The 23,187-nt window shown below is 73.6% G+C and carries 24 protein-coding genes; 12 read left to right on the top strand and 12 right to left on the bottom strand.

The features are described 5' to 3' along the window. Positions 1–74: 74 nt before the first annotated feature. Positions 75–1,043 (top strand): helix-turn-helix domain-containing protein, encoded by a 969-nt coding sequence (locus ABZ815_RS35535; protein WP_357705594.1) that lies wholly within the window; start codon positions 75–77, stop codon positions 1,041–1,043. 5 nt (positions 1,044–1,048) lie between these two features. On the opposite strand, the gene ABZ815_RS35530 is transcribed toward ABZ815_RS35535, so the two are convergent. The 4 genes from ABZ815_RS35530 to ABZ815_RS35515 all read right to left on the bottom strand — a co-directional run bounded on the left by ABZ815_RS35530 (position 1,049) and on the right by ABZ815_RS35515 (position 4,342). Then, the gene (locus ABZ815_RS35530) at positions 1,049–1,585 is read right to left on the bottom strand and encodes a hypothetical protein (protein ID WP_357705593.1); all 537 of its coding nucleotides are present in this window, start codon (positions 1,583–1,585) and stop codon (positions 1,049–1,051) included. 51 nt (positions 1,586–1,636) lie between these two features. After that, positions 1,637–2,803, bottom strand: a complete 1,167-nt coding sequence (locus ABZ815_RS35525; RefSeq protein WP_357705592.1) for a prolyl oligopeptidase family serine peptidase — start codon at positions 2,801–2,803, stop codon at positions 1,637–1,639. Between the two features lie 45 nt (positions 2,804–2,848). Next, positions 2,849–3,337, bottom strand: a complete 489-nt coding sequence (locus tag ABZ815_RS35520; RefSeq protein WP_357705591.1) for a sigma-70 family RNA polymerase sigma factor — start codon at positions 3,335–3,337, stop codon at positions 2,849–2,851. 90 nt (positions 3,338–3,427) lie between these two features. Next, positions 3,428–4,342 carry a MerR family transcriptional regulator gene (locus ABZ815_RS35515; RefSeq protein WP_357705590.1) on the bottom strand — a complete coding sequence of 305 codons (915 nt, stop codon included), beginning with the start codon at positions 4,340–4,342 and terminating at the stop codon, positions 3,428–3,430. A gap of 162 nt (positions 4,343–4,504) precedes the next feature. On the opposite strand from ABZ815_RS35515, the gene crtI (ABZ815_RS35510) reads away from it, so the two are divergent. Genes crtI (ABZ815_RS35510) through ABZ815_RS35500 form a run of 3 tightly spaced genes read left to right on the top strand, consistent with a single transcriptional unit; the run spans position 4,505 to position 7,817 of the window. Further along, the gene (gene crtI, locus ABZ815_RS35510; RefSeq protein WP_357705589.1) at positions 4,505–5,959 is read left to right on the top strand and encodes a phytoene desaturase family protein; all 1,455 of its coding nucleotides are present in this window, start codon (positions 4,505–4,507) and stop codon (positions 5,957–5,959) included. After that, complete coding sequence (locus ABZ815_RS35505) at positions 5,956–6,855, top strand: phytoene/squalene synthase family protein (RefSeq protein ID WP_357705588.1); 900 nt, start codon at positions 5,956–5,958, stop codon at positions 6,853–6,855. The genes crtI (ABZ815_RS35510) and ABZ815_RS35505 overlap by 4 nt, the downstream gene beginning before the upstream one ends. Beyond that, positions 6,852–7,817, top strand: a complete 966-nt coding sequence (locus ABZ815_RS35500; protein ID WP_357705587.1) for a phosphate acyltransferase PlsX — start codon at positions 6,852–6,854, stop codon at positions 7,815–7,817. The genes ABZ815_RS35505 and ABZ815_RS35500 overlap by 4 nt, the downstream gene beginning before the upstream one ends. Before the next feature lie 5 nt (positions 7,818–7,822). On the opposite strand, the gene ABZ815_RS35495 is transcribed toward ABZ815_RS35500, so the two are convergent. Then, a complete protein-coding gene (locus ABZ815_RS35495) occupies positions 7,823–8,530 on the bottom strand; it encodes a spheroidene monooxygenase (protein WP_357705586.1) in 708 nt (235 codons plus the stop codon). On the opposite strand from ABZ815_RS35495, the gene ABZ815_RS35490 reads away from it, so the two are divergent. After that, positions 8,502–9,098 (top strand): glycerol-3-phosphate acyltransferase, encoded by a 597-nt coding sequence (locus tag ABZ815_RS35490; RefSeq protein ID WP_357705585.1) that lies wholly within the window; start codon positions 8,502–8,504, stop codon positions 9,096–9,098. The genes ABZ815_RS35495 and ABZ815_RS35490 overlap by 29 nt on opposite strands. Here ABZ815_RS35490 and ABZ815_RS35485 read toward each other — a convergent pair. The 3 genes from ABZ815_RS35485 to ABZ815_RS35475 are packed head-to-tail and all read right to left on the bottom strand — an operon-like array spanning position 9,049 to position 12,400. Next, positions 9,049–10,206: a glycosyltransferase family 2 protein gene (locus tag ABZ815_RS35485; protein ID WP_357705584.1), complete on the bottom strand. Its 1,158-nt coding sequence runs from the start codon at positions 10,204–10,206 to the stop codon at positions 9,049–9,051. The genes ABZ815_RS35490 and ABZ815_RS35485 overlap by 50 nt on opposite strands. Continuing rightward, positions 10,203–11,642, bottom strand: coding sequence for a phytoene desaturase family protein (crtI, locus tag ABZ815_RS35480; RefSeq protein ID WP_357705583.1), 1,440 nt, complete (start codon positions 11,640–11,642; stop codon positions 10,203–10,205). Before crtI (ABZ815_RS35480) ends, ABZ815_RS35485 begins: the two co-directional genes overlap by 4 nt. Continuing rightward, a complete protein-coding gene (locus ABZ815_RS35475; protein WP_357705582.1) occupies positions 11,624–12,400 on the bottom strand; it encodes a carotenoid biosynthesis protein in 777 nt (258 codons plus the stop codon). Before ABZ815_RS35475 ends, crtI (ABZ815_RS35480) begins: the two co-directional genes overlap by 19 nt. A 131-nt stretch (positions 12,401–12,531) precedes the next feature. Here ABZ815_RS35475 and ABZ815_RS35470 point away from each other — a divergent pair, with 131 nt between their 5' ends. Beyond that, positions 12,532–14,673 (top strand): NACHT domain-containing protein, encoded by a 2,142-nt coding sequence (locus ABZ815_RS35470; RefSeq protein WP_357705581.1) that lies wholly within the window; start codon positions 12,532–12,534, stop codon positions 14,671–14,673. 33 nt (positions 14,674–14,706) lie between these two features. Then, positions 14,707–14,883, top strand: coding sequence for a hypothetical protein (locus ABZ815_RS35465; RefSeq protein WP_357705580.1), 177 nt, complete (start codon positions 14,707–14,709; stop codon positions 14,881–14,883). On the opposite strand, the gene ABZ815_RS35460 is transcribed toward ABZ815_RS35465, so the two are convergent. Further along, entirely contained in the window at positions 14,878–15,375 is a 498-nt protein-coding gene (locus tag ABZ815_RS35460; RefSeq protein WP_357705579.1) for a potassium channel family protein, read from the bottom strand. The genes ABZ815_RS35465 and ABZ815_RS35460 overlap by 6 nt on opposite strands. A gap of 141 nt (positions 15,376–15,516) precedes the next feature. Here ABZ815_RS35460 and ABZ815_RS35455 point away from each other — a divergent pair, with 141 nt between their 5' ends. Then, positions 15,517–17,331 (top strand): alkyl sulfatase dimerization domain-containing protein, encoded by a 1,815-nt coding sequence (locus ABZ815_RS35455; RefSeq protein WP_357705578.1) that lies wholly within the window; start codon positions 15,517–15,519, stop codon positions 17,329–17,331. A gap of 25 nt (positions 17,332–17,356) precedes the next feature. Beyond that, a complete protein-coding gene (locus tag ABZ815_RS35450; protein WP_357705577.1) occupies positions 17,357–17,854 on the top strand; it encodes a DUF1269 domain-containing protein in 498 nt (165 codons plus the stop codon). A 22-nt stretch (positions 17,855–17,876) separates the two neighbouring features. Here the strand turns inward: ABZ815_RS35450 and ABZ815_RS35445 are convergent, their stop codons facing one another. Next, complete coding sequence (locus ABZ815_RS35445) at positions 17,877–18,500, bottom strand: response regulator transcription factor (RefSeq protein WP_357705576.1); 624 nt, start codon at positions 18,498–18,500, stop codon at positions 17,877–17,879. Further along, positions 18,497–19,681, bottom strand: a complete 1,185-nt coding sequence (locus ABZ815_RS35440) for a sensor histidine kinase (protein WP_357705575.1) — start codon at positions 19,679–19,681, stop codon at positions 18,497–18,499. The genes ABZ815_RS35445 and ABZ815_RS35440 overlap by 4 nt, the downstream gene beginning before the upstream one ends. A gap of 148 nt (positions 19,682–19,829) precedes the next feature. Here ABZ815_RS35440 and ABZ815_RS35435 point away from each other — a divergent pair, with 148 nt between their 5' ends. Next, positions 19,830–20,897, top strand: a complete 1,068-nt coding sequence (locus ABZ815_RS35435) for an FtsX-like permease family protein (RefSeq protein ID WP_357705710.1) — start codon at positions 19,830–19,832, stop codon at positions 20,895–20,897. Continuing rightward, positions 20,894–21,595, top strand: a complete 702-nt coding sequence (locus tag ABZ815_RS35430; protein WP_357705574.1) for an ABC transporter ATP-binding protein — start codon at positions 20,894–20,896, stop codon at positions 21,593–21,595. The genes ABZ815_RS35435 and ABZ815_RS35430 overlap by 4 nt, the downstream gene beginning before the upstream one ends. Here the strand turns inward: ABZ815_RS35430 and ABZ815_RS35425 are convergent. Then, complete coding sequence (locus tag ABZ815_RS35425; RefSeq protein WP_357705573.1) at positions 21,579–22,328, bottom strand: hemerythrin domain-containing protein; 750 nt, start codon at positions 22,326–22,328, stop codon at positions 21,579–21,581. The two genes, ABZ815_RS35430 and ABZ815_RS35425, sit on opposite strands and share 17 nt — an antisense overlap. A 332-nt stretch (positions 22,329–22,660) precedes the next feature. Between ABZ815_RS35425 and ABZ815_RS35420 the strand changes: the two genes are divergently transcribed. Then, the coding region (locus ABZ815_RS35420; RefSeq protein WP_357705572.1) for an endo-1,4-beta-xylanase at positions 22,661–23,187 on the top strand (527 nt) is incomplete at its 3' end.

Below are 23,187 nucleotides of genomic sequence, written 5' to 3'. Positions count from 1 at the left end.
GGCGAAGACGTTTTCGCGGCACGAGTGGCAGGACTGCCCACCATCGTCAAAATCCTGCCGCTAGTCTGGGAGGCGTGCGGAATCCCGGAGTGGTGGCGGTGGCCGTGGTCGACGGCATGCCGATGTTCGAGCTGTCCATCGCCTGCGACACGTTCGGCCTGGAGCGACCCGACCTCGCCGACCCCTGGTACGAGCTGCGCCTGGCCGCCTCCGGCCCGGTCCGCACCCGCAACGGGTTCACGCTGACGCCGTCGTACGGGCTCGACGCGCTGGCGGGCGCGGACACGGTCGTCGTCCCCGCCCTCCCGATGGACCGGATGGACCGCGACGCCCGGCCGGACCCGGACCTGGTGGAGGCGCTGCGGGCCGCGCACGCGCGCGGCGCGCGCATGGTCTCGCTCTGCACGGGCGCGTTCGCGCTGGCCGCGGCGGGCCTGCTCGACGGCCGTACCGCCACCACGCACTGGATGCACACCGACCTGCTGCGCGCCCGTCATCCGCGCGTGCGGGTGGACCCGTCCGTCCTGTACGTGGACGAAGGCGACATCCTGACCAGCGCGGGCCGCAGCGCCGGGCTCGACCTGTGCCTGCACGTCATCCGCAAGGACCTCGGCTCGGAGGTCGCCAACCAGGTGGCCCGCCGGCTGGTCGTCCAGGCGCACCGACCGGGCGGTCAGGCCCAGTACATCGAGACCCCGATGCCCCGCACCGACGGCGACGGCCTCGCGCCCCTGCTGCACTGGGCGGCCGAGCGCCTGCACAGCCCGCTCACCGTCGCCGAACTGGCCAGGCAGGCCGGGCTGAGCCCCCGTACCCTGGCCCGGCGCTTCCACGACGCCACCGGCACCACGCCTCTGCGCTGGCTGCACGCGCAGCGGCTGTCCCGGGCCAGGCAGTTGCTGGAGTCCACCGACCTGCCGGTGGACCGGGTCGGGGAGGAGTGCGGGCTGGGCTCGGCCGGCAATCTCCGGCACCACTTCACCCGCACGGTCGGCGTGACGCCGACCGAATACCGCAGGGCCTTCCACGAGACGCGCGCGTGAACCCGCTATCCGCCGGGGGTCACGGTCGCGCCCGGCAGCGACTCCCGCCGGGCCTCCGGCGTGCCCACGACGGCGTTGAGGCCGCCCTTGTAGACCTGCGCGACCGCGTTGCCCGAGACGGACGGCTTCGAGGTCTCCCCCTCGACCCTGATCAGCATCCTGGTGGGGGTGCAGAACAGGCTGACCTTGCTCTCATGGGCGCCGCCGACCTCGGGCTCCGCCGGGCCTGCGAAGCCGTCCTCCCGCGTGGGCTCCGCCGCGTCGGACCTGGTCAGGTCGGCGTTCACGCTCCACCCCTCGCCGCTCAGACCGCACAGCCCCGAGGGGTTGATCCACGCGGTCAGGTCGTGCGGGCCGACCTTGATCCGCGCCAGCGCCAGCTCGGCCTCCTCGGGCAGCCCGCCCTGGACGGCGACCCCCTTCAGGCCGGCCAGCGGCCATCGCGCCGGGTCCTTCAGCATCGGTTCCTTGGCCGGCGCGGCACACGCGCCGAGGACCGGTAACAACACGAACGCCACAACCGGCGCAAGACGCCTGATCATCGATATCTCCATTCCGCGAAACGGCTCGGGTGGATCCGGTGAAAGGCGGACTCACCTCCGCGTGACATCCGGCGCGAGGAAGTCGCCGACGAGGCGATCGTAGCGAGGGCGGTCGACGTTCCACGCCTCCGTGTGCCTGCCCTGCTCGAAGGGCTCGAACCTGATGTCCCAGCCCAGGCGCCTGCCCGCGGCCACGAGGCCGTGCGCCTCCTGGATCGGGTGGTCGGTGTCGGGGACGGTGTGGATCAGCAGCAGCGGCGGCCGGACGCGCGGCGGATGCCGGATCAGGCTGAGCCTGTCCACATCGACGCCGGTGCGCCACCGGACGACCAGGTTCGACAGTCCCGCCGTGAAGGCGGGCAGGTGGAAATTCCTGGCCCCCTGTTCGGCGGTCATCTGCACGTCGATCATGGGGGCGTCCATGACGACCCGGTCGACCAGGCCCGCCAGCGGTGACCGGTCCAGGAACTGGCCGACGATCTGGCCGCCCATCGAGGTGCCGTACAGGACGAACCGCCGCGCCCCCATGGTCCGCGCCTGGCGCAGGGCGGCCTCCAGGTCGCGCCACTCCGAGTCGCCGAGGTGCAGCAGCCCGTCGGGCGAGGGCGGCGCGCCCTGGTCGTTGCGGTAGCTGATGTCCAGGAAGGGCAGCCGCAGCCCGTGGACGACGGGCAGGATCTTCAGCTCCGCCTTGCGCCGGCCGTTCTGGCCGTGGACGGCGACGACCCAGGTGTCGCCGTCGCCGGGGACGTACCAGGCGGGGGCGGGCCCGAGCTCGGTGGGGACCATGATCTCGGTGTAGCCGATGCCCCAGGCCACCTGGGGGTCGCCGGGCGGCACGTTGCCGAAGTTGCCGGGCGTGCCCACCGAGGGGACCGAGCCGCGCAGCACCTTGCGCGTCACGCGGTCCGGCGCGCGGGTGACGACGTCGCCGAGCATGGCGTACGAGCCGGTCCACTCCAGCCAGTACGTGCCCGGTTTGTCGGTCTCCGGCGTTCGTGTGAGCGTCACCAGGTCGCCCCGCACGGCCACGACCTCGGTGTTGCCCGTGCCGTAGCGGACGACGGCGATCGACTGGTCGCTGCCGAACCAGGCCCCGGCCCCCGCGACCCCGGCCAGGACGACGACGATCGCCAGGCCCGCGATCCACCGCCGACGGCCCCGGCGCGTCCGCCGTTCGGCGTCCGGCGTCTCGACGGTCTTCTCCCGTGCTCGCATGTATACACAGTAAACCATGAACGTTTACGGTGTATACATCAGCGCTCAGCTCTCCAGGAGATCGGAGAGCCGGTGCAGCCCGCGCGAGATGCGGGCCTTGACGGTGCCGATCGGCACGCGCAGGTGGTCGGCGATCTCCCGCTGGGTCAGGTCGGCGAAGTAGGCCAGTTCGATGGCCTGCCGCTGCGTGTCCGACAGTTCGGCGAGCGCCCGGTCGATCTGGTCGCGGTCGCCGAGCGCGTCCGGCGCGAGCCGCCCGCGTCCCGGCGGATCGCCGGCCTCCTGCAACGGCACGGTCCGCAGCCTGCGGACGCGCAGGTGGTCCACGGCGCGACGGTGGGCGATGGCGAAGACCCACGCGGCCTGGCTCCTGCCGGGGTCGTAGCGCCGGCGCGAGCGCCAGACGTCGGCGAAGACGACCTGCAACAGGTCCTCCACCTCCTCGGCGGGCACGAACCGGCGCAGGTAGGAGCGCACGGAAGGGGCGTACGTGCGGTAACACTCGCCGAGCGCTTCCTCGTCGCTGGTGTCCATGCGCCTGCCCCTCACCGCAAAAACCTATTCAAAACTTATTCATACCGAGGCGCGGGACGGCGTCACAAGCTCATCGAGGGAAAGGGCGGCTCAAATCAGGGTCGACATGACGCATGCGACGGCGTCGGGCAGTGTCGAGACCCTGACGACGCCCGAAGGAGGCCGGCCCCGCCAGCCCAGGCCGCCGATGACGACCCGGCACGCGGGACGCACGTGGGGCAGGTCCGCGAGAGGGGCGGTGTCACCGGTGGCCGCCCGCTGCGACCAGACGAACACGGCCGCCGGGCCGAGCCGGCGCATCGCCGAGGCCAGCGCGGCGTAGGGGGTGCGGGCGCCGAGCACGCGGGTCTGCGCGCCCTGTTCGGCGAGCGCGGCGGCCAGGGCGTGCACCGGCAGGCTGTGCTGCTCCTCCTCCGCGCAGGCCAGGAGCACCGGCCGGTCGTCGCCCCGCGGCGGCACGTCGCCGGCGAGCCGGTGCAGGGCCGCCTGGAGGTGGCCGGACAGCAGGTGTTCGGCGTCGATGCCGGTTCCGGTCTCGTCCTGGGCCCGGCAGACGGCGTCGAACGCGGGCAGGACGAGGTGCTCCCACGTCCACACCACGCCCTGCGCGGCCAGCGTCTCCTCGATCAGGCCGGAGACGGCTCGGCCGTCGAGCACGGTCGCGGCACGGGCCAGCGCGGCGACGGCCGGCCGGCCCCCGGGCTTCCCTGGCGTGGGCGATGACGTGCGCCGGTCCCCGGTAGGAGGCGGGTCGGGCAGCGACAGGGCGAGTCTGGCGGCTTCGGCCGGGACCAGGCCGGTGGCGATCAGGCGCTTCATCTCGGCCAGCCGCCGCACGTCGGCGTCGCCGTAGCGGCGGTGGCCCCCGGGGCTGCGGCGGCCGGGGCCCAGGCCGTAGCGCAGGTTCCAGGTGCGCAGGGTCGGCGCGGGGATGCCCAGACGCCGGGAGACGGCCCCGATGCCGAATTCCGCGTGCCCTTCGCTGACCGGTGTGTCCTCGTCCATGGTGTTCCCGCTGCCGTTCGACGTGTCCGCCTATCTTTTCGCGCCTGCGAGGTCCTTGGGCGCACGCGGGCCGGGTGCAACCGGACGGCCTCCCGCCACGAAGGCTCTCATAGCGACAGAAGGAGCTGCGTGCATGGACGCGTCTACCGAGGAGGGCCTCCGATGAGTCCCGTGGTCGTCATCGGGGCCGGGCTGGGCGGCCTGGCGGCGGCCGTCCGGCTGGCGGCGGCCGGACGCCGGGTCAGCGTGGTCGAGGCACTCGGCGAGCCCGGCGGCTGCTGCGGCACCGCCCGCCTCGGCGCGTTCCGCTTCGACACCGGCCCGTCCGTGCTGACGATGCCCGGCGTGCTCGCCGAGGTTTTCGGCGCGGCCGGGGAGGAACTGCGGCACTGGCTGCCGCTGCGCCGCCTGGACCCCTCCTACCGGCTGCTCTTCGACGACGGGTCACGGCTGGACGTGCTGCCCGGGCGCGAGGCGATGGCCGAGCAGGTGCGGACGGTGTGCGGGCCCGCCGAGGCGGCGCGCTACGAGCGCTACCGGCGGCTGCTCGACGAGCTGTTCCGGGTGGAGTGGCCGACGTTCATCGACGCGGACGTGAGCCGGCTGCGCGCCCTGGCCCGGCCCGCGGCGCTGCTGCGGCTGGCCGGGCTGGGCGGCTTCCGGCGGCTGGACCGCCTGGCCGCCCGGCACCTGCGCGACCCGCGGCTGATCAAGGCGCACACCTTCCAGTCCCTGTACGTGGGGCTCTCCCCGCAACGCGCGCTCGGCATCTACGCCGTCATCGCCCACATGGACACCGTCGGCGGCGTGTACTTCCCCGAGCGCGGCGGCATGCACGCCATCCCCACGGCCATGGCCGCCCTGCTGGAGAAGCTGGGCGGGGACCTCCGCCACGGTGTCCGCGCCGAGAAGGTCGAGACGGACTCGGACGGCGTCACCGGCGTCCTGCTGGCGGACGGCGAACGGCTCCCGGCGCGGCACGTGGTCGTGGCCTGCGACCGCCTGGCCGCCCGGCGGCTGCTGCCCGGCGCGGCGTCCGACTGGCGGTTGCGCCGCCCCCACCACTCTCCGTCCTGCCTGGTGCTGCACGTGGGCCTGGGCCGTCCGCTGAGCGGCCAGGCCCACCACACCCTCCATTTCGGACGAGCCTGGCGGGAGACCTTCGCGGCGCTGGCGGCCGGCCGTCCGCAGCCGGACCCCAGCCTGCTGATCACCCATCCCGAGCCGGACGGCGAGGCGGCGCCGGCCGGGAAGGCCACGCTCAGCGTCCTGGAACCCGCGCCCAACCTGCGGACCGCCGACTGGGACCGGCTGCGGCCCGAGCTGGAGACGCGGCTGCTCGGCCGCCTGGCCGCGCTCGGCTACGGCGACCTGGCGGACGCGCCCAGGCTGGTCCTCGACCCACCCGCCTGGGCCGCGCGCGGGCACAGCGCGGGCACCCCGTTCGCGCTGGACCACCGCTTCACCCAGACGGCGTGGCTGCGGCCCTCGGCCGTCGCCCGGCGGGTGCCCGGACTGCACTTCGCCGGCATGTACACCGCGCCCGGCGTCGGCATCCCCCCGGTGCTGATCTCCGGCCGGCTCGCCGCCGAACGCATACTGAAGGAGGCTCGTTGACGCTCACCGCCAGCTACGAACGCTGCCGCCGGCTGCACGCCCGCTACGGCCGCTCCTACTACCTGGCCACCCGGCTGCTGCCGCAGTGGAAACGACGGCACGTGCACGCCCTGTACGGCTTCGCCCGGTACGCCGACGAGATCGTCGACTCCTTCACCATGACCGGCGACCGGGCCCGCGCGCTCGACGACCTGACCGCCCAGGTCGCGGCGGGACTGGCCGGGACGGCGACCGGCGATCCGATGTTGCCCGCGTTCCTGCACACGGTGCACTCGTTCGGCATCGACCACGGCGACGTCCGGGCCTTCCTCTCCTCGATGCGCGCCGACCTGTCCGTGCGGAGCTACGCGACCTACGACGACCTGCTGGGCTACATGTCGGGATCGGCCGCCGCGATCGGCACGATGATGTTGCCGCTGCTGGAACCGGCGCCCGGCCAGGAGGAGCGGGCCCGCGAGCCCGCCCGCCAGCTCGGCCTGGCCTTCCAGCTCACCAACTTCCTGCGCGACGTCGCCGAGGACTTCGCGCGTGGCCGCGTCTACCTGCCGATGGAGGACCTGGACAAGTTCGGCGTCGCCCCTGACATGCTGGGCGAGCCGCGGGCCCGGCGGGCGGTGCGTGACCTGCTGGCCTTCGAGGCCGAGCGCGCCCGCGCCCACTACCGGGCCGCCGACCCCGGGATCGGCCTGCTGGTCGCCTCCTCGCGGCCGTGCGTGCGCGCCGCCTTCGAGCTGTACGGCGGCATCCTCACCGAGATCGAACGCCGTGGCTTCGACGTCCTGGCCGGGCGGGTGCGCGTGCCGCGCCGTCGCAAGGCCGCCGTCTTCGCCCGTCACCTGCTGGCCTCCGCCGGGTCGGGCATGGCCGAGCGGCGCGTCCGCGTGGAGCTGCCGTGACCGGCGCGGCCCCCGTGGTCCTGGACGCGATGGGCGGCGACCACGGGCCCACCGAGGTGGTCGCGGGCGCGGTGCTGGCGAGCCGCGAGCACGGCGTGCCCGTCGTCCTGGCAGGCCCGGCGGCGCTGCTGGAGGAGGAGCTGCGGCGGCACGGCGCCGCGGGTGAGCTCGCGGTGGCGCACGCCGAGGACGCCGTGCCCATGACCGAGCGGGGGGCGGGCGCGACCGCGCTGGCCGCCTCCAGCCTGGCGGTCGGCTGCGGGCTGGTCGGACGGGGCGAGGCCGGGGCGCTGGTGTCGGCCGGATCCACCGGCGCGGTGGTCGCGTGCGCGGTGCGCGGCATCGGGCGGGCGGACGGCGTGCTGCGGCCGCCGCTGGCCGTGGCGCTCCCGTCCCTGGCGGGCGGGGCGAGCGTGCTGGTGGACGCCGGCGCGATCGCCGATCCGAGCCCCGCCATGATGGCCCAGTTCGCGCAGCTCGGCGCGGGCTACGCGCGGGCCGTGCTCGGCGTGGCCGACCCGGTGGTGGGGCTGTTGTCCATCGCCGCCGAGCCGGGCAAGGGCAACCGGCTGGCCCGTCAGGCGGAGGAGCTGCTCGGCGGGCTGCCGGTGCGCTTCCACGGGCCCGTCGAGGGCCACGACGTCCTGGCCGGCACGGTGGACGTGATCGTCACCGACGGTTTCACCGGCAACGTCGTGCTCAAGAACGTCGAAGGCTGCGTGCGCACGGCGCTGACCATGGTCGCCCGCGCCGGCATCGCCTCCCCCGGCCGGCTCGCCGAGGTGGCGGCCCGCTACGACCCGCAGACGCACGGCGGGGCCGTCCTGCTGGGCCTGCGCGGCACCGTCGTGGTCGCGCACGGCTCCTCGCGGGCGGCCACGATCGCCCGCGCCTGCGTGGTGGCCGGCACTCTGGCGGGACGCGACCCGGCGGCCGGGATCGCGACGGCGGCGGCGGGATGAGCGGGTCAGCCCAGCGGGTCGCGCCCGTCCCAGCTGCCCTCGCCGGCGTAGGGGACGAAGCGGGCGAACAGCTCTTCGGCGTACCAGTCGTGTGCCCGTACGCGCTCGATGACCTGCCGGTGGGCCTGCCCCTGGTAGGCGAAGGCCCGTACGGCCCGCCGGTCGCGCCACAGCGAGAAGGTGGCCTGCCGGGCGAGCGGCCACTCCCCCATGCCGACCGAGGCCAGGCAGCCGTCCTGCCGCCGCAGCAGCTCCTCGACCGGCGGGACCGACCGGTAGAAGGCGATCAGGCGGCCGGGCCGGATCGACGCCCTGGTCAGCACCGCCACCGGACCGGGTCCGCCGTCGTCGCGGGCCGTGAGGCCGCCGAACGGGTCGCGACCGGCCCAGGCGCCGCGCGAGGCCAGCGGCGCCAGCCGGGTCTGCCAGTACTCCGACGCCTCCGCCCGCCAGCGATCGGCGATCGGCGAGCGGCGCAGGAACTCCTCCAGGTCGTCCTCCCCGCGCCAGACGGCGAACAGCGCCCAGCGCCGCAGATCGGCCCCCAGCGACATCGAGCGGCCGCTGCCGGTGCCGAGCAGTTTCCAGAACCGCAGGCCCCCGGCGCGACGCAGCAGCGGCCGGTCGAAGGCCATGTGCTTCATCGCCCCCCTGCCGCCGTACCGGACGAGGTGGAACGACGCGATGGTTGAGGTGCTCGTGGCGGTCGTCATCGGCTACCTGCTGGGCTCGGTGCCGGTCGCGGTCCTGGCGGGGCGGGCGCACGGCGTCGATCCGCGCCACGTCGGCGACCGCAACCCGGGGTACTGGAACGTCAAGGAGCAGCTCGGGCGGCGGGCGGGCGTGCCGGTCTTCGCGGGCGACACGCTGAAGGGCGCTCTGGCCGCGTTGGCGGGGCTCCTGGTCAGCGGCGGCCACACCGGCGCCTTCGGCGTGGTCACCGGGGCGAGCGTGGCGCCGGTGTACCTGGCCGTGGCGGCGTCCATGGCGGGGCACGCGTGGCCGTTGTTCGCCGCGTTCCGGGGCGGGCGTTGCGTGCTGACCTTCGCGGGCGGGGTCGCGGTCATCTGCCCGCCGGCGTTCGCGCTGGCCGTGGCGGCGCTGACCGTTGCGGCGCTGGTGACGCGGTCGTTCGCGGTGGGCGCGCGGCTGGCGGTGTTCGGGGTGCCGCTGCTGCAGCTGCTGTTCATGCCCGCCGAGCTGGTGGCGGCCACCGGTGCGCTGATGTGCCTCATCGGGCTCCGCTTCGGGCAGGCCGCGCTGGCCGGCCGCCGCCGGTGACCTCGCCGTACGTGCGGCCGCCGCCGGTGACCTGGCCGTACGTGCGGCCGCGCCACCTGCGCACCGGCCGTACGGTGGCCTGCGTCAGCCGGAACGCGGCCGCCGGGTCCAGCAGCGGCGACAGCAGCAGCCCCGCGCCCGGCCGCCGGTAGCTGCCCCGCAGCGCGGCCGTCAGCGACACCCGCAGGCCCAGCAGCGCCAGGTCCAGGCCGGTCGGGCGGCCCGCGGCCAGCCGCAGCACGGGCAGCGCCGCCGTCAGCCAGACGACCGCCAGGTCGGCCGCCTGCCATCCGGGGCCGGTCACGTCGGCCAGCGGCAGCGAACGTCCCCACTCGCGCCACAGCTCGCCCGCCGAGTCGTGCATGTCGACCTCCAGCAGGCCGCCGGCGTCCAGGAAGCCGACCGACCAGCCCCGTCCGGCCAGGCATCGGGCCAGCGCCACGTCGTCGGTCATCCGGTCGCGCACGAGTGCGAAGCCGTCCGTCTCGGTCATCCGGGCCCGGCGGAAGGCCATGCACTGGCCGTTGGCAAGGGCCCGGTGCGGCGGCGGGGGGCTCGGCGGGCCGACCGGGCCGAAGCGGTAGACGAGGGTCGCCAGCATCGAGGCGTGCAGGGCCTGCTCCAGCGGGCCGTCGCAGACGAAGCGGGGGCCGGCGCTGACCAGGTCGTACCGGTCCAGGGTGGCGGCCAGCGCCCCGAACAGGCCGGGCTCGGGCCGGACGTCGGCGTCCAGCGTGACCACCACGTCGGACCGGGCGGCGGCCACCCCCCGGCGCAGCGCCCACTGTTTGCCCACCCAGCCGGGCGGCAGCGGATCGGCGGTGACGACCACGGCGCCCAGGGACGCCGCCAGCCTCGCCGTGCCGTCCCGGGAGCCGTCGTCGACGACGATCACCTCGCGGACGGCGGGGGCGGCCAGCGCGGCGCGCAGGCACGGCCCGATCCTGGCCTCCTCGTTCCGCGCCGGGATCACCACGGACACCGGCTCGCCGGCGGCCGGACGCGGCAGGAGCGCGGGCAGCCGCCGCCGTCCCCGCGCGAGCCGCGCCACCACGACGGCCGCCGCCGCGACCTGCGCGACGGTGACCGCGACCCGGACCGGCCTCATCGGGGGCCGTCCGTGAGGTCCTGGGCCACCAGGTCGGCCACGATGCGGGCGCCCAGCGTCACCATCGGCAGACCTCCGCCCGGGTGGGCCGAGCCGCCCACCAGGTACAGCCCGCGCCTCGGCCCCCGGTTGCCCGGCCGGGCGAAGGACGCCAGCCTGCCGCGGTAGGCGCTGCCGTAGATCGCGCCGCCCCACGCGCCGTAACGATCCCGCAGGTCGGCGGGGGTGAGGACGTCGACGAAGCGCAGCCGTCCGGCCAGGTCGAAGCCGCGCCCGGCCAGCCGTTCCAGCACCAGGTCCCGGTACGTCTCGACCCCGATCCCCCATCGCGCCGGATCACGAGCGGGCACGTTGACCAGCATCGTCCAGTTCTCCGCCCCGTGCGGGGCCTGGGAGGCGTCGTCCACCGCCGAGCAGCCGAGGTAGACCGTCGGGTCGAGGGGCGGACGCCGCCGGTCGAAGATGTCGGCGAACTCCCGCTCGTAGTCGGCCGAGAACAGCACCGAGTGATGCGGCAGCCCCGGCGTGCGCCCCTCCACCCCGGCCAGCAGCAGGAACGCCGAGGACGAGGTCCCGAGCCGGGCGATCCGGCGCAGCCGCCGGCGGTCGGGGAACAGTCGTCCGTACAGGGCGGCGGCGTCGGTGTTGGCAACCACGACGTCGGCCCGCACCCGGCGCCCGCCCGCCAGCCGCACGCCGGTGACCCTGGAGTCGTCGGCCTCGACGGCGGTGACGGGCTCGGACAGGAAGATCTCCACTCCCGCGGCCTTCAGCAGCAGCGCCAGGTCGTCGGCCAGCCGGGCCAGCCCGCCGGGCGCGTACCAGACGCCCTGCCCGTGTTCCAGCGCCGGGACGCACCCCAGCGCGGCCGGCGCACGGTACGGGCTCGATCCCGCGTACGTGGCGTAGCGGCCGACGTACTGACGAAGCCGGGGGTCGCGGAAGTGGCGCCGCGCCAGCCCGGCCAGCGTGCGCGTGGGGGCCACCGCCGTCAGGTCCGACAGGCGTGGCCTGCCCTGCCGCCGGATCGGCGGCCCGGCGAACACGGTCCGCTCGGCCGCCCGCAGACAGCCCTGGGCCCAGTCGTGAAAGGCCGACCAGGCCCGTCCCTCCCCCGGCGCCAGCCGTTCCACCTCGGCGGCCATCCGCCGCGGATCGCGGTGGGCGTCCAGGACCGTGCCGTCGGCGAAGCGGTAGCGGCACAGCAGCGCCGGCTCGATCAGTTCGCGGTCGAGCCCCAGGTCGCGCAGCACGCGCGGCATGGTGAGCAGCGACGGGCCGAGGGAGAAGGTGAAGCCGTCACGCCGATGTTCGGCCAGCTTGCCGCCCAATCGCGGCGACTGCTCGTACAGCCGCACCTCGTGCCCCTGGCGGGCCAGCAGCAGCGCGCACGCCATGCCGCCCACCCCGCCGCCGATCACCGTGACTTCGGCCATGACCGCCTCCAGGCCGGCGCGGCGAACGCGCCCATCGTGATCCCTCCGGCGGCGGCGACCAGGAGGTCGGGCGGCTCGAACACCGCCGCGAAGCCCACCGTCTCCATCACCGCCATGACCGTGTAGAGCGCCAGCAGCCCGCGCGCCGGCCCGGTGGCGCGGGCGATCCGCCCGACGACCACCATGACCAGCGCCGACACCAGCAGCCAGCCCGCGAAGTTGCTCAGCGGCACGCCGCGGTAGAAGCCCTCCCGCGCCCACGTCCACAACCCGAGCCGGACCATCTGGGGGTCGAGGAACAGGTCCCACGCCGTCAGCGCGCCCGCGCCCGCGCACACCCGGGCCGGCCCGCCGGACGGGACGACCGCGACCGCCACCGCGTAGGCCGCCAGCCCCATGCCGCCCCACGCCAGCACCACCGGCACGGGGACACCGGCCACCTGCGGCCGCAGCGCCTCGCTGTAGCTGTAGGAGCCGAACGGGAACCCGGTCAGCAGCCCGGCCAGTTCGGCCGCGTACCCGGTCAGCGCCGCTCCGGCGAAGGCGGCCGCCGCCCTGGCCGCCCCCCAGGCGTCCGCGGCGAAGGCCACGGCGCACGTCGCCAGCAGGGCGACGATCACCGCGGTGAGCCGTCCGGGCTGCGAATCCAGCCCTGACGCCACCTGGCAGCCGACCATGGCCAGCGCCGACAGCACGCCGAGCGCGCGGGCCGGCCTCAGGGCCGCACCCGTCACCTGCCGGCCTGGTGTGCGTTCCACATACCTGTGTTTCGCAGGTGCCGCGTCAGGGGTTGCACGTCCCGAGCCGGATCGCGAGCCGGTACGGGACAAAGCGGGTTCTTTGCGCCTTTCCCCGCACACGTCAGGGGCGCGCTTGACATGCTGGGACCGTGAGGCGGCGTACGAAGGCATGGTGGTTCCGGGCGGGCGTGGCGATCGGGATGGTCATGCTGACCGCCGCCGCGCTGCGGTTGTGGACGCGGTATCCCGGCGACGTCGACCCGGTCGGCGGAGGGTTCGCGCTCGTCGGGACCGTCCTCGCTGTGATCTCCTGGTGGCAGGCGCAGCGCGTGGCCGACACCGACGTACAGGCGGCCGGGATCCTGCTGGCCCGGCGGGTGCTGACCGAGGAGCGGGCCCAGCGGGCCCAGTTGCTGGGCGGCAAGGGCAGCGACGTCGTCATCGACGTCGACTTCTTCTTCCGCCCCACCGGCGGTTCCGTCTCCGCCCCGCCGTCCGGCACCCTGACGCAGGTGGCCGACTACTTCCGCGGCCTGCGGGAGCCGCGACGGTTCGTGATCGCCGGAGTGGCGGGGTCGGGCAAGACCGTCCTCGCGATCGAGTTGGTCCTCAAGCTGCTCGCCGGCAGGCAGCCCGACGACCGCGTCCCGGTGCGGATCTCCGCGACGAGCATCGACCCGGACGTGCCGGTGAGAACCATGCTCGCCCGGCACCTGACGGCGACGTACGGTCTGAAGCCGGTGATGGCGCACACGCTCGTGGCGGCGGAGAAGATCCTGCCCGTCGTCGACGGGCTGGACGAGGTGGACGAGACCGACGAGCCGGGCTACGGGTCGCGGGCCGCCCGGGTGCTGCGCGCGCTGGAGGATTACGAGCACGGGCCGGACCGTTGCAGCCTGATCGTGACCTGCCGTACCGGCCAGTACGACGCCCTGGTCGCCGACCGGGCCGTCCCCCGCGGCGTCGTCCGGGTCGACGTGGGGACGGTGACCAGCGACAAGGCCTGGCGTTTCATCCAGGCCGTCACCGACCAGGAGGACCCGGACCGCTGGCGGCCGGTGCTGGACGCGCTGACCCGCGACGGCCACGTCCTGGCCGACGCGCTCGGCACGCCGTGGCGGCTGACCCTGGCGGTCAGCGTCTACGAGGAACGCGACCCGCTCACCGGCCGCTACGTGCGCTCCCCCGAGGTGCTCACGGAGTTCGCCGACCAGTCGTCCGTGCGGGAGCACCTTCTCGGCCTGTTCATCCCCGCCCGCCTGGCCGCGACGGCCCCGGCGGGGAAGGGGCCCACCGCCGAGCGGACGCATGCCTGGCTGGCCGTCCTGGCCGGTTATCTGCGCGGGAACGCGGGCCGGCCGCCGTTCCACGGACGCGTGCTGTCCGGCACCGACCTGGTGCTGCACCAGTTGTGGCCGCTGGCGGGTGATCGTCCTCGGGTCGTCGGCGCGCTGGTGGCCCTGGCGACCTGCCTCCCCGGGGTCGGCGTCGTCGTCGCCCTGGCCGTCCTGGCGGTCTCGCAGGTGCACATCGTGGACGGCCGGCTGACGGGCGCGGCGGTGGGTGCGCTCATGCTTCTCCTGCTGCCCGGGGTGGTGGCGGTGGGCCTGCTGCTGGAACCGTTCAGGGCCTGGCGGGAGGTGTGGTCCACGGCGGACGAGGCCGGTTTCCGCCGGCTCCGCCGCGTAGGTGACCGCAGGAAGGCCCTGGTGGACGGCGTGCTCGCCGCCCTGGGCGGCTGCCTGGCGGGGGCGGCGGTGGTCATGGAGTTCGGCACCGCCCTTCCGCTGTGGGTGCCGGTCGTCTTCGGCCTCCTGTTCGGCGTCGGCATGGCGACCGGGCGGGGCGGCGAGAACGGGTACGCCGGTTCCTGGGACGGCGCCGACCCCAGGGCGATCATCCGCGGCGACGTCGTCTCGACGCTGGTGGCGGCGCTCACCTTCGGTCCCGGATTCGGGTTCATCCTCGGGATCTGGTTCGCGGAGCTGCTGGACGGGCTGTCGGTCGCCACGGCGGCCACCGGGAGCGCGGTGTTCGGCATGTCCCTGGTGGCGTCCTGGTCGCCGCTGCTGGCGCGCCGCTACCTGGGGTTCCTGCTGTCCACGCGCGGGCGGCTGCCGTGGCGGCTGGGACGGTTCCTGCACCGGTGCTACGACGCGGGGCTGCTGCGGATCTCCGGGGTCGCCTACCAGTTCCGTCACCGCGAGCTCCAGGACTACCTGGCCGAGCATCCTTTACCACCAAAAAATGCGACAAACGACCAAATAAATGCACATACGGGGATAAGATGACCCAAGCCTTCCCTCTCCCCCGGAGAAGACGCCATGCAAAAGACTGTGCATATACGTCCCATTGACGACAGCGTGGGGCACGAGGAGTCCCCGGAGTGCGCCTGCGGCCCGGCCTCCCAGGAGGTCTACATCCAGGCGGACAAGCGGATCATCGGCACCATCTACCGCCACCACCCGCTGATCCCCTGCCAGGAGTGGGAAGCCTCATGACCAGGGGCGCGAGCGCCACACGCCGACGATGACCGCGAGCGCGGACGTCACGACGACCAGGTCGAAGATCACCTGCACGATGACCACCGCCTTCGCCCCCTGCCCCAAGGGGACGACGTCGCCGTACCCGACCGTGCCCAGGGTGATCACCGAGAAGTACAGGGCGTCCACCCGCGTGCGCAGCCCGTGGAACTGGTCGGCCATCAGGTAGTACAGCGCCGCGAAGAAGACCACCACCACGACGACGACGGTCAGCAACATCGCCAGTTGCTCGGCCAGGAACCGTCCGGGCCGCAGCGCGCGTTCCACCTGCCGCACCAGCAGCCAGGCCAGGATCATCACCCCGGCCACGCAGGCCAGGGCGCGCAGCTCGGGCGACGCGCCCTGCGATCTTCCCGTCGGCAGCGGCGCGGCGAAGTAGACGCCGGTGATCACCGCGGCCGCGACCGCGCTGCGCGCCCACGCCAGCAGCCCGGCCCGAGAAGCACACATGTGATCAGCCTTCCTCGGCCGGGCGGCGTGCAACGCGGGCGAGGGTATGCAATCGGCCAAGGGTGAACGCCGCGTCCGGGCATGCTCTTTCTTGGGGTCCTCGTTGCCCTCATCGAAGACGGCCGAGGGCAGGACGGTCTCATGGCAGACCTTCCCTTCCAGGATCGGACGGACTTCGACCACGCCGATCGCGGCTTCATCGCCAAGCTGACCCCCGGCGTGGTCAAGTCGAGGAACGGCGAGGTCGTCTGGGACAACGACGCGTACGACTTCCTGACCGGCGACTGCCCGGAGACCGCCCATCCGAGCCTGTGGCGCCAGGCGCAACTGTGCGCCAAGCAGGGCCTGTACGAGGTCACCGACGGCATCTACCAGGCGCGCGGCCTCGACCTGTCCAACATGACCCTCGTGGAGGGCGACACCGGCGTCGTCGTCATCGATCCGCTGGTCTCGGCCGAGTGCGCCGCCGCCGCGCTCGCGCTCTACCGCGATCACCGGGGCGACCGCCCGGTCACCGGGGTCGTCTACACCCACAGCCACGTCGACCACTTCGGCGGCGTACGCGGCGTCACCGACGGCGACGTGCCGATCCTGGCCCCGGCCCACTTCATGGAACACGCCGTCGCCGAGAACGTCTACGCCGGCACCGCCATGAACCGCCGCGCCCTCTACATGTACGGCCAGCTCCTCCCCCGGACCCCGGAGGGCCAGCTCGGCTGCGGGCTGGGCATGGGCACCTCGCAGGGCACCGTCTCCCTCATCCCGCCGAACGTGGACGTCACCCGCACCGGCCAGGAGGAGACGGTCGACGGCGTGCGCATCGTCTTCCAGCTCACTCCGGGCACCGAGGCCCCCGCCGAGATGAACTTCCTGTTCCCCGACCGCCGCGCCCTCTGCCTGGCCGAGAACGCCACCCACAACCTGCACAACATCCTCACGCTGCGCGGCGCGGTGGTCCGCGACGCCCGCGTCTGGGCCCGCTACCTGACCGAGGCCGTCGAGCTCTTCGCCGACCGGACCGACGTCGCCTTCGCCTCCCACCACTGGCCCACCTGGGGCAGGGACGACATCGTCACCTTCCTGTCCCAGCAGCGCGACCTGTACGCCTACCTGCACGACCAGACCCTCCGCCTGCTCAACCAGGGCCTGACCGGCGCCGAGATCGCCGAGGTCGTGCAGGTGCCGCCGGCTCTGGAGCAGGTCTGGCACACCCACGGCTACTACGGCTCGGTCAGCCACAACGTCAAGGCCATCTACCAGCGCTACCTGGGCTGGTTCGACGGCAACCCCGCCCACCTGTGGGAACACCCGCCCGTCGAGCAGGCCCGCCGCTACGTCGAGGCGTTCGGCGGCACCTCGGCCGTGGTGAGCCTGGCCGACCGCTACGTCAAGGAAGGCGACCTGCGCTTCGCCGCGACGCTGCTCAACCACGCCGTGTACGCCGACGAGAACGACGCCTCGGCCCGCAGGCTGCTGGCCCGCGTCTACACCCGCCTCGGCCAGGGCGCCGAGAACGCGACCTGGCGCAACTTCTACCTCACCGGCGCGGGCGAGCTGAAGGACGGCCCCTCGCCGGGCGCCACCAGCACCACCTCACCCGACATGCTCGGCGCGCTGTCCAGCGAGCAGCTCTTCGACTCCCTGGCCATCCGGGTGAACGGCCCCGCCGCCTGGAACGAGCGCTTCGCCATCGACTGGCACCTCACCGACCTGGACGAACGCCACCGGACCACGATGTCCAACGGCGTCCTCGTCCACCAGAAGTCGTCCTCGGGCGACGGAGCCGACCTGACGCTGCGGCTGAGCCGGCAGCGCCTGCTCGGCCTGCTCGCCGGTGACGGCGACGCCGAGCCGGAGCGGGGCGGGATCGACCATGACGGCGACCTGGCCGTCCTGCGCCGCCTGACCTCCGTGCTGGACCAGCCCAAGCCCGACTTCGCCATCGTCACGCCCTGAAACCGCGAACCGAAGGAGAACCGCCATGAGCAACCTGATCGCCATCGCCTATCCCGACGTCCAGACCGCCATGTCCGTACGCGACCGCCTCGGGCAGATGCAGAAGGAGAACCTCATCAAGCTGGAGGACGCCGCCGTCGTCGAGCGCAGGCAGGACGGCAAGATCAAGCTGCACCAGGCCACCAGCCTGGCGGGCGCGGGCGCGGCCGGCGGCGCCCTGTGGGGCGGGCTCATCGGCCTGCTGTTCCTCATGCCGCTGCTCGGCATGGCGCTCGGCGCGGCGGGAGGAGCCGTCGGCGGCGCGCTGGCCGACACCGGTGTGAACGACGACTTCATGCGCGAGCTGGCCACCAAGCTCGAACCCGGCACCGCCGCCCTGTTCCTCCTGGTCGTCCAGAGCACCCCCGACAAGGTGATCCCGGAGATCGCCCAGTACGGCGGCCACATCCTGCAGACTTCGCTCAGCCACGAGCAGGAGGAGCAGCTGCGCGCCACCGCCCAGGCCGCCAGGGCCGGCGCGTAGCCCCGGCCCCGGCGGTTCCGGCTCAGGGGGAACGGATGAGGCCCCTCTTCGAGGCCGCGGCGACGGCCGCCGTGCGGGAGTCCACGTCCAGCTTGGTGTAGATGTGCGCCAGATGGGTCTTGACCGTGGTCTCGCTGAGGAACATCACCTTGCTGATCTGCCGGTTCGACAGGCCGGCGGCGACGTGCCCGAGGACCTCCAGCTCACGCGGGCTGAGCGTGGCGTCGGGAGCGCGGACCCGGCCCAGCAGGCGCGCGGCCACGCTCGGCGCCAGCGCGCCGGCCCCCGTGGCGGCCGACCGGACGGCGGCGTGCAGGTCCTCCGACGGGGCGTCCTTCAGCAGGTAGCCGGTCGCGCCCGACTCGATGGCGGCCACGATGTCGGCGTCGGTGTCGAACGTCGTGAGCACCAGGACCCGGGGGCCGTCCAGGGCCACGATCCGGCGGGTCGCCTCGCTGCCGTGCATGCCCGCCCCGAGCTGGAGGTCCATCAGCACGACGTCGGGGGCGAGCCTGGCGGCCAGCTCCACGCCCTCCTCGCCCGTGGCGGCCTCGCCGACCAGGTCGAAATCGGGCTGCCCGGCCAGCATGGCACGCAGGCCGGAGCGGACGACGGGATGGTCGTCCACCAGGACGATCCGGATCACGGCCCCTCCAGGGGCGGCAGCGGTAGGGTCGCCACGACGGCCGTGCCCTCGCCGGGGGCCGACTCCACGGTGAGGCTGCCGCCCAGGGCGCTCACCCGTTCGCGCATCGCGCGCAGGCCGAACCCGGCCGTACCTACGGGGTCGAACCCGCGGCCGTCGTCGTACACGTCCAGCACGACCACGTCGTCCAGGTACGTGAGGGTCACCCCTGCGTGACCGGCTCCGGAGTGGCGGCTGACGTTGCCCAGGGCGCCCTGGGCGATGCGCAGCAGCGTGGCGTCGTAGTCGGCGGGCAGCGGCGCCGGGGTGCCGGAGATCTCGAAGCGCGCCTGGATGGGCGTGCCCGCCACGGCCGAGTCGCCGGCCCTGCGCAGCGCCGCGGCCAGCGACGCGTGTTGCAGCGCCGGAGGAGCCAGGCCGCGGACGAAGTTCCTGGCCTCCTCCAGGTTCTCCTTGGCCGCGTCCGCCGCTTCGGCGATGCGGCGCTCGGCGGCCGGGAGGTCTTCCGCCAGGTCCCGCCGGGCCGCGCGCAGGAGCAGGATGATGCTGGACATGCCCTGGGCCAGCGTGTCGTGGATCTCCCTGGCCAGGCGTTCCCGCTCGGCCAGCCGTACGGCGTCGCCCTCCGCCTGGAGCAGCTTCCCCCGCGTGCGGACCAGGTCGTCGATCAGCAGGCGGCGCTCCTCGCTCTCGGCGTGCAGCGCCTTGTAGACCATGGCCATCAGCGTGGCCACCGCCGCGCCGATCGTCGGGCCGATGACCAGGGCGGCGGTCAGCCGGCCCTCGTGCCAGGCGGCGGCCAGGACGGCCGCCAGGGTCAGCGCCACCACGCCCGGCACCGCGACCGCCAGCGGCAGGAGGTGCAGGTAGGCGAAGAAGAGCGGGAAGGCCAGCCAGACGAACTGCGGTGCGGCCAGGGCGAGCCCCGCCCAGCCGGCCGTGGTCAGCACCAGCCAGATCCGGCCCAGCCGCAGGTGCGTCGGGCCGCCGAAGTGCGGCAGCCGCTCTTCGATCACGAGACCGGCCAGGTAGAGGACCCCGAGGAGCGCTCCGCCCAGCACCAGCGCGAACCGCCCCTTCCCGGCGACGCCGGCCAGCGCGACCACCAGGAGGATCGCGAACGTGCCGTGCACGGTCCAGCGGAGCAGCCGGAGGGCGGGCGGGAACGGATAGTCAGACATCTCTCACCAAGCGTATGCGACGGCCCCGCACCCCAAATCGTCCAAAAGAAGTATTCCGGGCGGACCGCATGCACGATGCGGGTGGGAACCGGACGCCCGCACGCTGGGGAACGCCAATGTGACCTTCAACCGCAACGGGGGACGCGCCGTGTTCGTGGCGCTCAGAGACCTGCGCTTCGCAAAGGGACGGTTCGCCCTCATGGGCGCCGTCGTCTTCCTCATCACGCTCCTGGTGACCATGTTGTCCGGCCTGACCGCCGGGCTGGCGCGGGAGAACATCTCGGCCGTGGAGAGCCTGCCCGCCGGGCACCTCGTCTTCGCCGGGGGCGGGAAGCCCGCCTTCGCCGACAGCCGCGTCACCGACCAGACCTGGCAGGAGTGGCGGCGGGTGGCCGGCGACTCCGTCGAGAGGCTCGGCGTCTCCATGTCGAGACTCGGCTACGGCGACGATCGGAGCGCGGGGGTGGCGCTCTTCGGCGTCCAGCCGGGCGGTGCCCTGGCCCAGGGGCGGCCGGTGGACACGGGGAGGATCGTCCTGTCCGCCGCGCTCGCCGCCGACACCGGGGTGAAGACCGGCGACACGGTCCGGATCGCGGGCAAGGACTTCACCGTCTCCGGTGTCGGCGGCCAGGCGTCCTACAGCCACACGCCCGTCGTCTGGCTCGGCATCGGCGACTGGGAGCAGATGGGCCGCCAGGGCGGCGCCGACAGCGTGGCGACCGTCCTGGCGCTGCCCTCCAGCGGCACTGCCGGGCTGGAGGCGGCCGACGCCCGGATCGGCACCACGACGGTCCCGCTGTCCGAGGCCCCCGCCGCGATCGGCTCGTTCTCCTCCGAGAACGGGTCGCTCCAGCTGATGCGCGGCTTCCTGTTCGCGATCTCCGCCCTGGTCATCGGGGCCTTCTTCACCGTCTGGACGATCCAGCGGCGCGGCGACGTCGCCGTGCTCAAGGCGCTGGGCGCGAGCTCCGGCTACCTCCTGAGGGACGCGCTGGCCCAGGCGGTCATCGTGCTGCTGGTCGGCGCGGGCGTCGGGGGGCTGCTCGGGGCGGGTCTCGGGGCGCTGGCCGAGGGGACCGTCCCGTTCGTGCTGTCGGTGACGACCACCGTGGCGCCGGTGGCCGTGATGATCGTCCTCGGGGCGGCCGGAGCCGCGCTGGCCATCCGCAAGATCACCTCTGTCGACCCGCTGACCGCCCTGGGAGCCTCCCGATGACCCTCCAGCTCACCGACGTCGTCCTCACCTACCCCGACGGCGACCGTACGCTGACCGCGCTCGACCACGTCAGTCTGGCCGTCGGGCCGGGCGAGTTCACCGCGGTGGTCGGCCCGTCCGGCTCGGGCAAGTCCAGCCTGCTCGCCGTCGCCGCCACGCTGATCACGCCCGCGGCGGGCAGCGTGATCATCGCCGGGCAGGACGTCTCCAGCGCCGGGCAGGCGGTCCGCACCAGGGTCCGCCGCGACCACGTCGGCATCGTGTTCCAGCAGGCCAACCTGCTGCCCTCGCTGACCGCGCTCGACCAGCTCCTGGTGATGGCGCACCTGGCCGGCGAGTCCCCCCGCGACGCGGGCCCGCGGGCGCGGGACCTGCTGCTCGCCGTCGACCTGGGCGGCAAGGAGCACAAGCGCCCGCACCAGCTGTCCGGCGGCGAGCGCCAGCGCGTCAACATCGCCCGCGCGTTGATGAACTCCCCCGAGGTCCTGCTGGTGGACGAGCCGACCAGCGCGCTCGACCACGACCGGGGCGAGCGGATCGTCTCCCTGCTGGCCGACCTCACCAGGAAGAACGACCTGGCCACCGTCATGGTCACGCACGATCTGGCCACCCTGGCGAAGGTGGACACCGTCCTGGCCATGGACGACGGCAGGCTCGGTGCCCGGCCGTGGTCAGCCGCGGTCAGCCGCGGGGTGTGAACTGGTTCAGGTCGTAGATGCCGAGCGCCTTCTCGATGTCGGCCACCTGCCCGACCACACCGGTGAATCCGGCCGGGCCGAAACGGCGGTGCTCCTCGTCCTCGAACGTCTCCGCCAGGTCGGCGAACTGCTCGGGCGGGATCACCTCCCGCATGGCCGGGAAGACCACGGTGTCCTCGCGGGCTTCGTGGGGCTCGTACATGCGGACGAAGGCGGTCAGGTCCGCGGCCAGGCCGCGACGGGCCACCTGGGAGGTGGGCCGGGCGGTGGCGCCCAGGATGCGGCCGGTCAGGACGCGTCCGCGCCGGTGCTGCAGGATCAGGACGGGGACGACGTCGGTGAGCTTGCCCGCCTTGACCAGGGGCGGGAAGACGTACCGCTCTTCGAGCTGCTCGTGGTACTGCTCGATGAAGGTGCTGATGATGCCGGCCCCGGCGTGCAGGGGGCCCGCCGGCACCCGCTCGCCGGCCTCGATCCGCCGGACGCCCTCCCGGTAGATCAGCAGGACGCGTTTGAGCACTCCGTGCTCGCGCATGAGGTCTTCGGGCGGCGTGACCGGCACCTCCCGCTCCGGGCCGGGGGTGGGGGTGGCGGTCATGGCGCCGCGGGCCTGCAGCGTGGCGTCGCAGCCGGTCAGCGCCGCCGAGCCGCAGGCCAGGGCGACGGGCATGGTCAGCAGCTCGCGGCGGCGCACGCTCTGTGGCGTGCGGCCTTCGCGCTGTTCGTCCCTCATCGCCCGCTCCCGTTCCCCGGCCGTCCTCCCAGGTGCTGCCCGTCCGCCGGTGTTCCGACGCGAATGGCCCGGTAATCCTTCCCTCTGCACGACGACGACGGCGATGAAACGTTCACGCGGATCCCGGGGCAACGGGCCGAAACTTTCCGCATGCCTGGTCCTGCATTCCTCTTCCGCACGGAGGCGTAGCGACCCGAAAGTTTTCATGTCATTCTTGACAAGTTTCGGACCGATTCTCACACTGAGTCCTCAAGGCGATCTCCCTGTCAGATCGATGGTCCGGGGGCGCGTCCCGCCGTTCCATCCCTTGATTCGCATACGGAGGCTCAGGCATGAGCGTCAACGCCCCGTCCCCATCCGTCACCCGCCGGCGCCGCCGGGCACTGATCACCGGCGCGTTAGGCGCCCTCGGCCTGATCACCGCACTGGCGACGGCGATCCCGGCCGACGCCGCCGAGAGCACCCTCGGCGCGGCCGCCGCACAGAGCGGACGCTACTTCGGCACCGCCATAGCCTCGGGCAAACTCGGCGACTCCGCCTACACCACGATCGCCGGCCGCGAGTTCACCATGGTCACGGCCGAGAACGAGATGAAGATCGACGCCACCGAGCCGAACCGGGGACAGTTCACCTTCACCCAGGGCGACCGCGTCTACAACTGGGCCGTCCAGAACGGCAAACGGGTCCGCGGCCACACCCTGGCCTGGCACTCCCAGCAACCCGGCTGGATGCAGAGCCTGTCCGGCGGCACCCTGCGCCAGGCGATGATCGACCACATCAACGGCGTCATGGCCCACTACAAAGGCAAGATCTACGCCTGGGACGTGGTCAACGAAGCCTACGCCGACAGCGGCGGCGG

The sequence above is a fragment of the Nonomuraea sp. NPDC047529 genome, from assembly GCF_040642995.1.
In the GTDB taxonomy this organism is placed as follows: domain Bacteria; phylum Actinomycetota; class Actinomycetes; order Streptosporangiales; family Streptosporangiaceae; genus Nonomuraea.
This window is presented reverse-complemented; position numbering and strand designations above follow the sequence as displayed.

Excerpts from the sequence above, each read along its gene's own strand:
- ABZ815_RS35530 (WP_357705593.1), bottom strand. The coding sequence starts at position 1,585 with ATGATCAGGCGTCTTGCGCCGGTTGTGGCGTTCGTGTTGTTACCGGTC.
- ABZ815_RS35525 (WP_357705592.1), bottom strand. The coding sequence starts at position 2,803 with ATGCGAGCACGGGAGAAGACCGTCGAGACGCCGGACGCCGAACGGCGG.
- ABZ815_RS35520 (WP_357705591.1), bottom strand. The coding sequence starts at position 3,337 with ATGGACACCAGCGACGAGGAAGCGCTCGGCGAGTGTTACCGCACGTAC.
- ABZ815_RS35515 (WP_357705590.1), bottom strand. The coding sequence starts at position 4,342 with ATGGACGAGGACACACCGGTCAGCGAAGGGCACGCGGAATTCGGCATC.
- crtI (WP_357705589.1), top strand. The coding sequence starts at position 4,505 with ATGAGTCCCGTGGTCGTCATCGGGGCCGGGCTGGGCGGCCTGGCGGCG.
- ABZ815_RS35490 (WP_357705585.1), top strand. The coding sequence starts at position 8,502 with ATGGTTGAGGTGCTCGTGGCGGTCGTCATCGGCTACCTGCTGGGCTCG.
- ABZ815_RS35495 (WP_357705586.1), bottom strand. The coding sequence starts at position 8,530 with ATGACGACCGCCACGAGCACCTCAACCATCGCGTCGTTCCACCTCGTC.
- ABZ815_RS35485 (WP_357705584.1), bottom strand. The coding sequence starts at position 10,206 with ATGAGGCCGGTCCGGGTCGCGGTCACCGTCGCGCAGGTCGCGGCGGCG.
- crtI (WP_357705583.1), bottom strand. The coding sequence starts at position 11,642 with ATGGCCGAAGTCACGGTGATCGGCGGCGGGGTGGGCGGCATGGCGTGC.
- ABZ815_RS35465 (WP_357705580.1), top strand. The coding sequence starts at position 14,707 with ATGCAAAAGACTGTGCATATACGTCCCATTGACGACAGCGTGGGGCAC.
- ABZ815_RS35460 (WP_357705579.1), bottom strand. The coding sequence starts at position 15,375 with ATGTGTGCTTCTCGGGCCGGGCTGCTGGCGTGGGCGCGCAGCGCGGTC.
- ABZ815_RS35455 (WP_357705578.1), top strand. The coding sequence starts at position 15,517 with ATGGCAGACCTTCCCTTCCAGGATCGGACGGACTTCGACCACGCCGAT.
- ABZ815_RS35450 (WP_357705577.1), top strand. The coding sequence starts at position 17,357 with ATGAGCAACCTGATCGCCATCGCCTATCCCGACGTCCAGACCGCCATG.
- ABZ815_RS35440 (WP_357705575.1), bottom strand. The coding sequence starts at position 19,681 with ATGTCTGACTATCCGTTCCCGCCCGCCCTCCGGCTGCTCCGCTGGACC.
- ABZ815_RS35430 (WP_357705574.1), top strand. The coding sequence starts at position 20,894 with ATGACCCTCCAGCTCACCGACGTCGTCCTCACCTACCCCGACGGCGAC.
- ABZ815_RS35425 (WP_357705573.1), bottom strand. The coding sequence starts at position 22,328 with ATGAGGGACGAACAGCGCGAAGGCCGCACGCCACAGAGCGTGCGCCGC.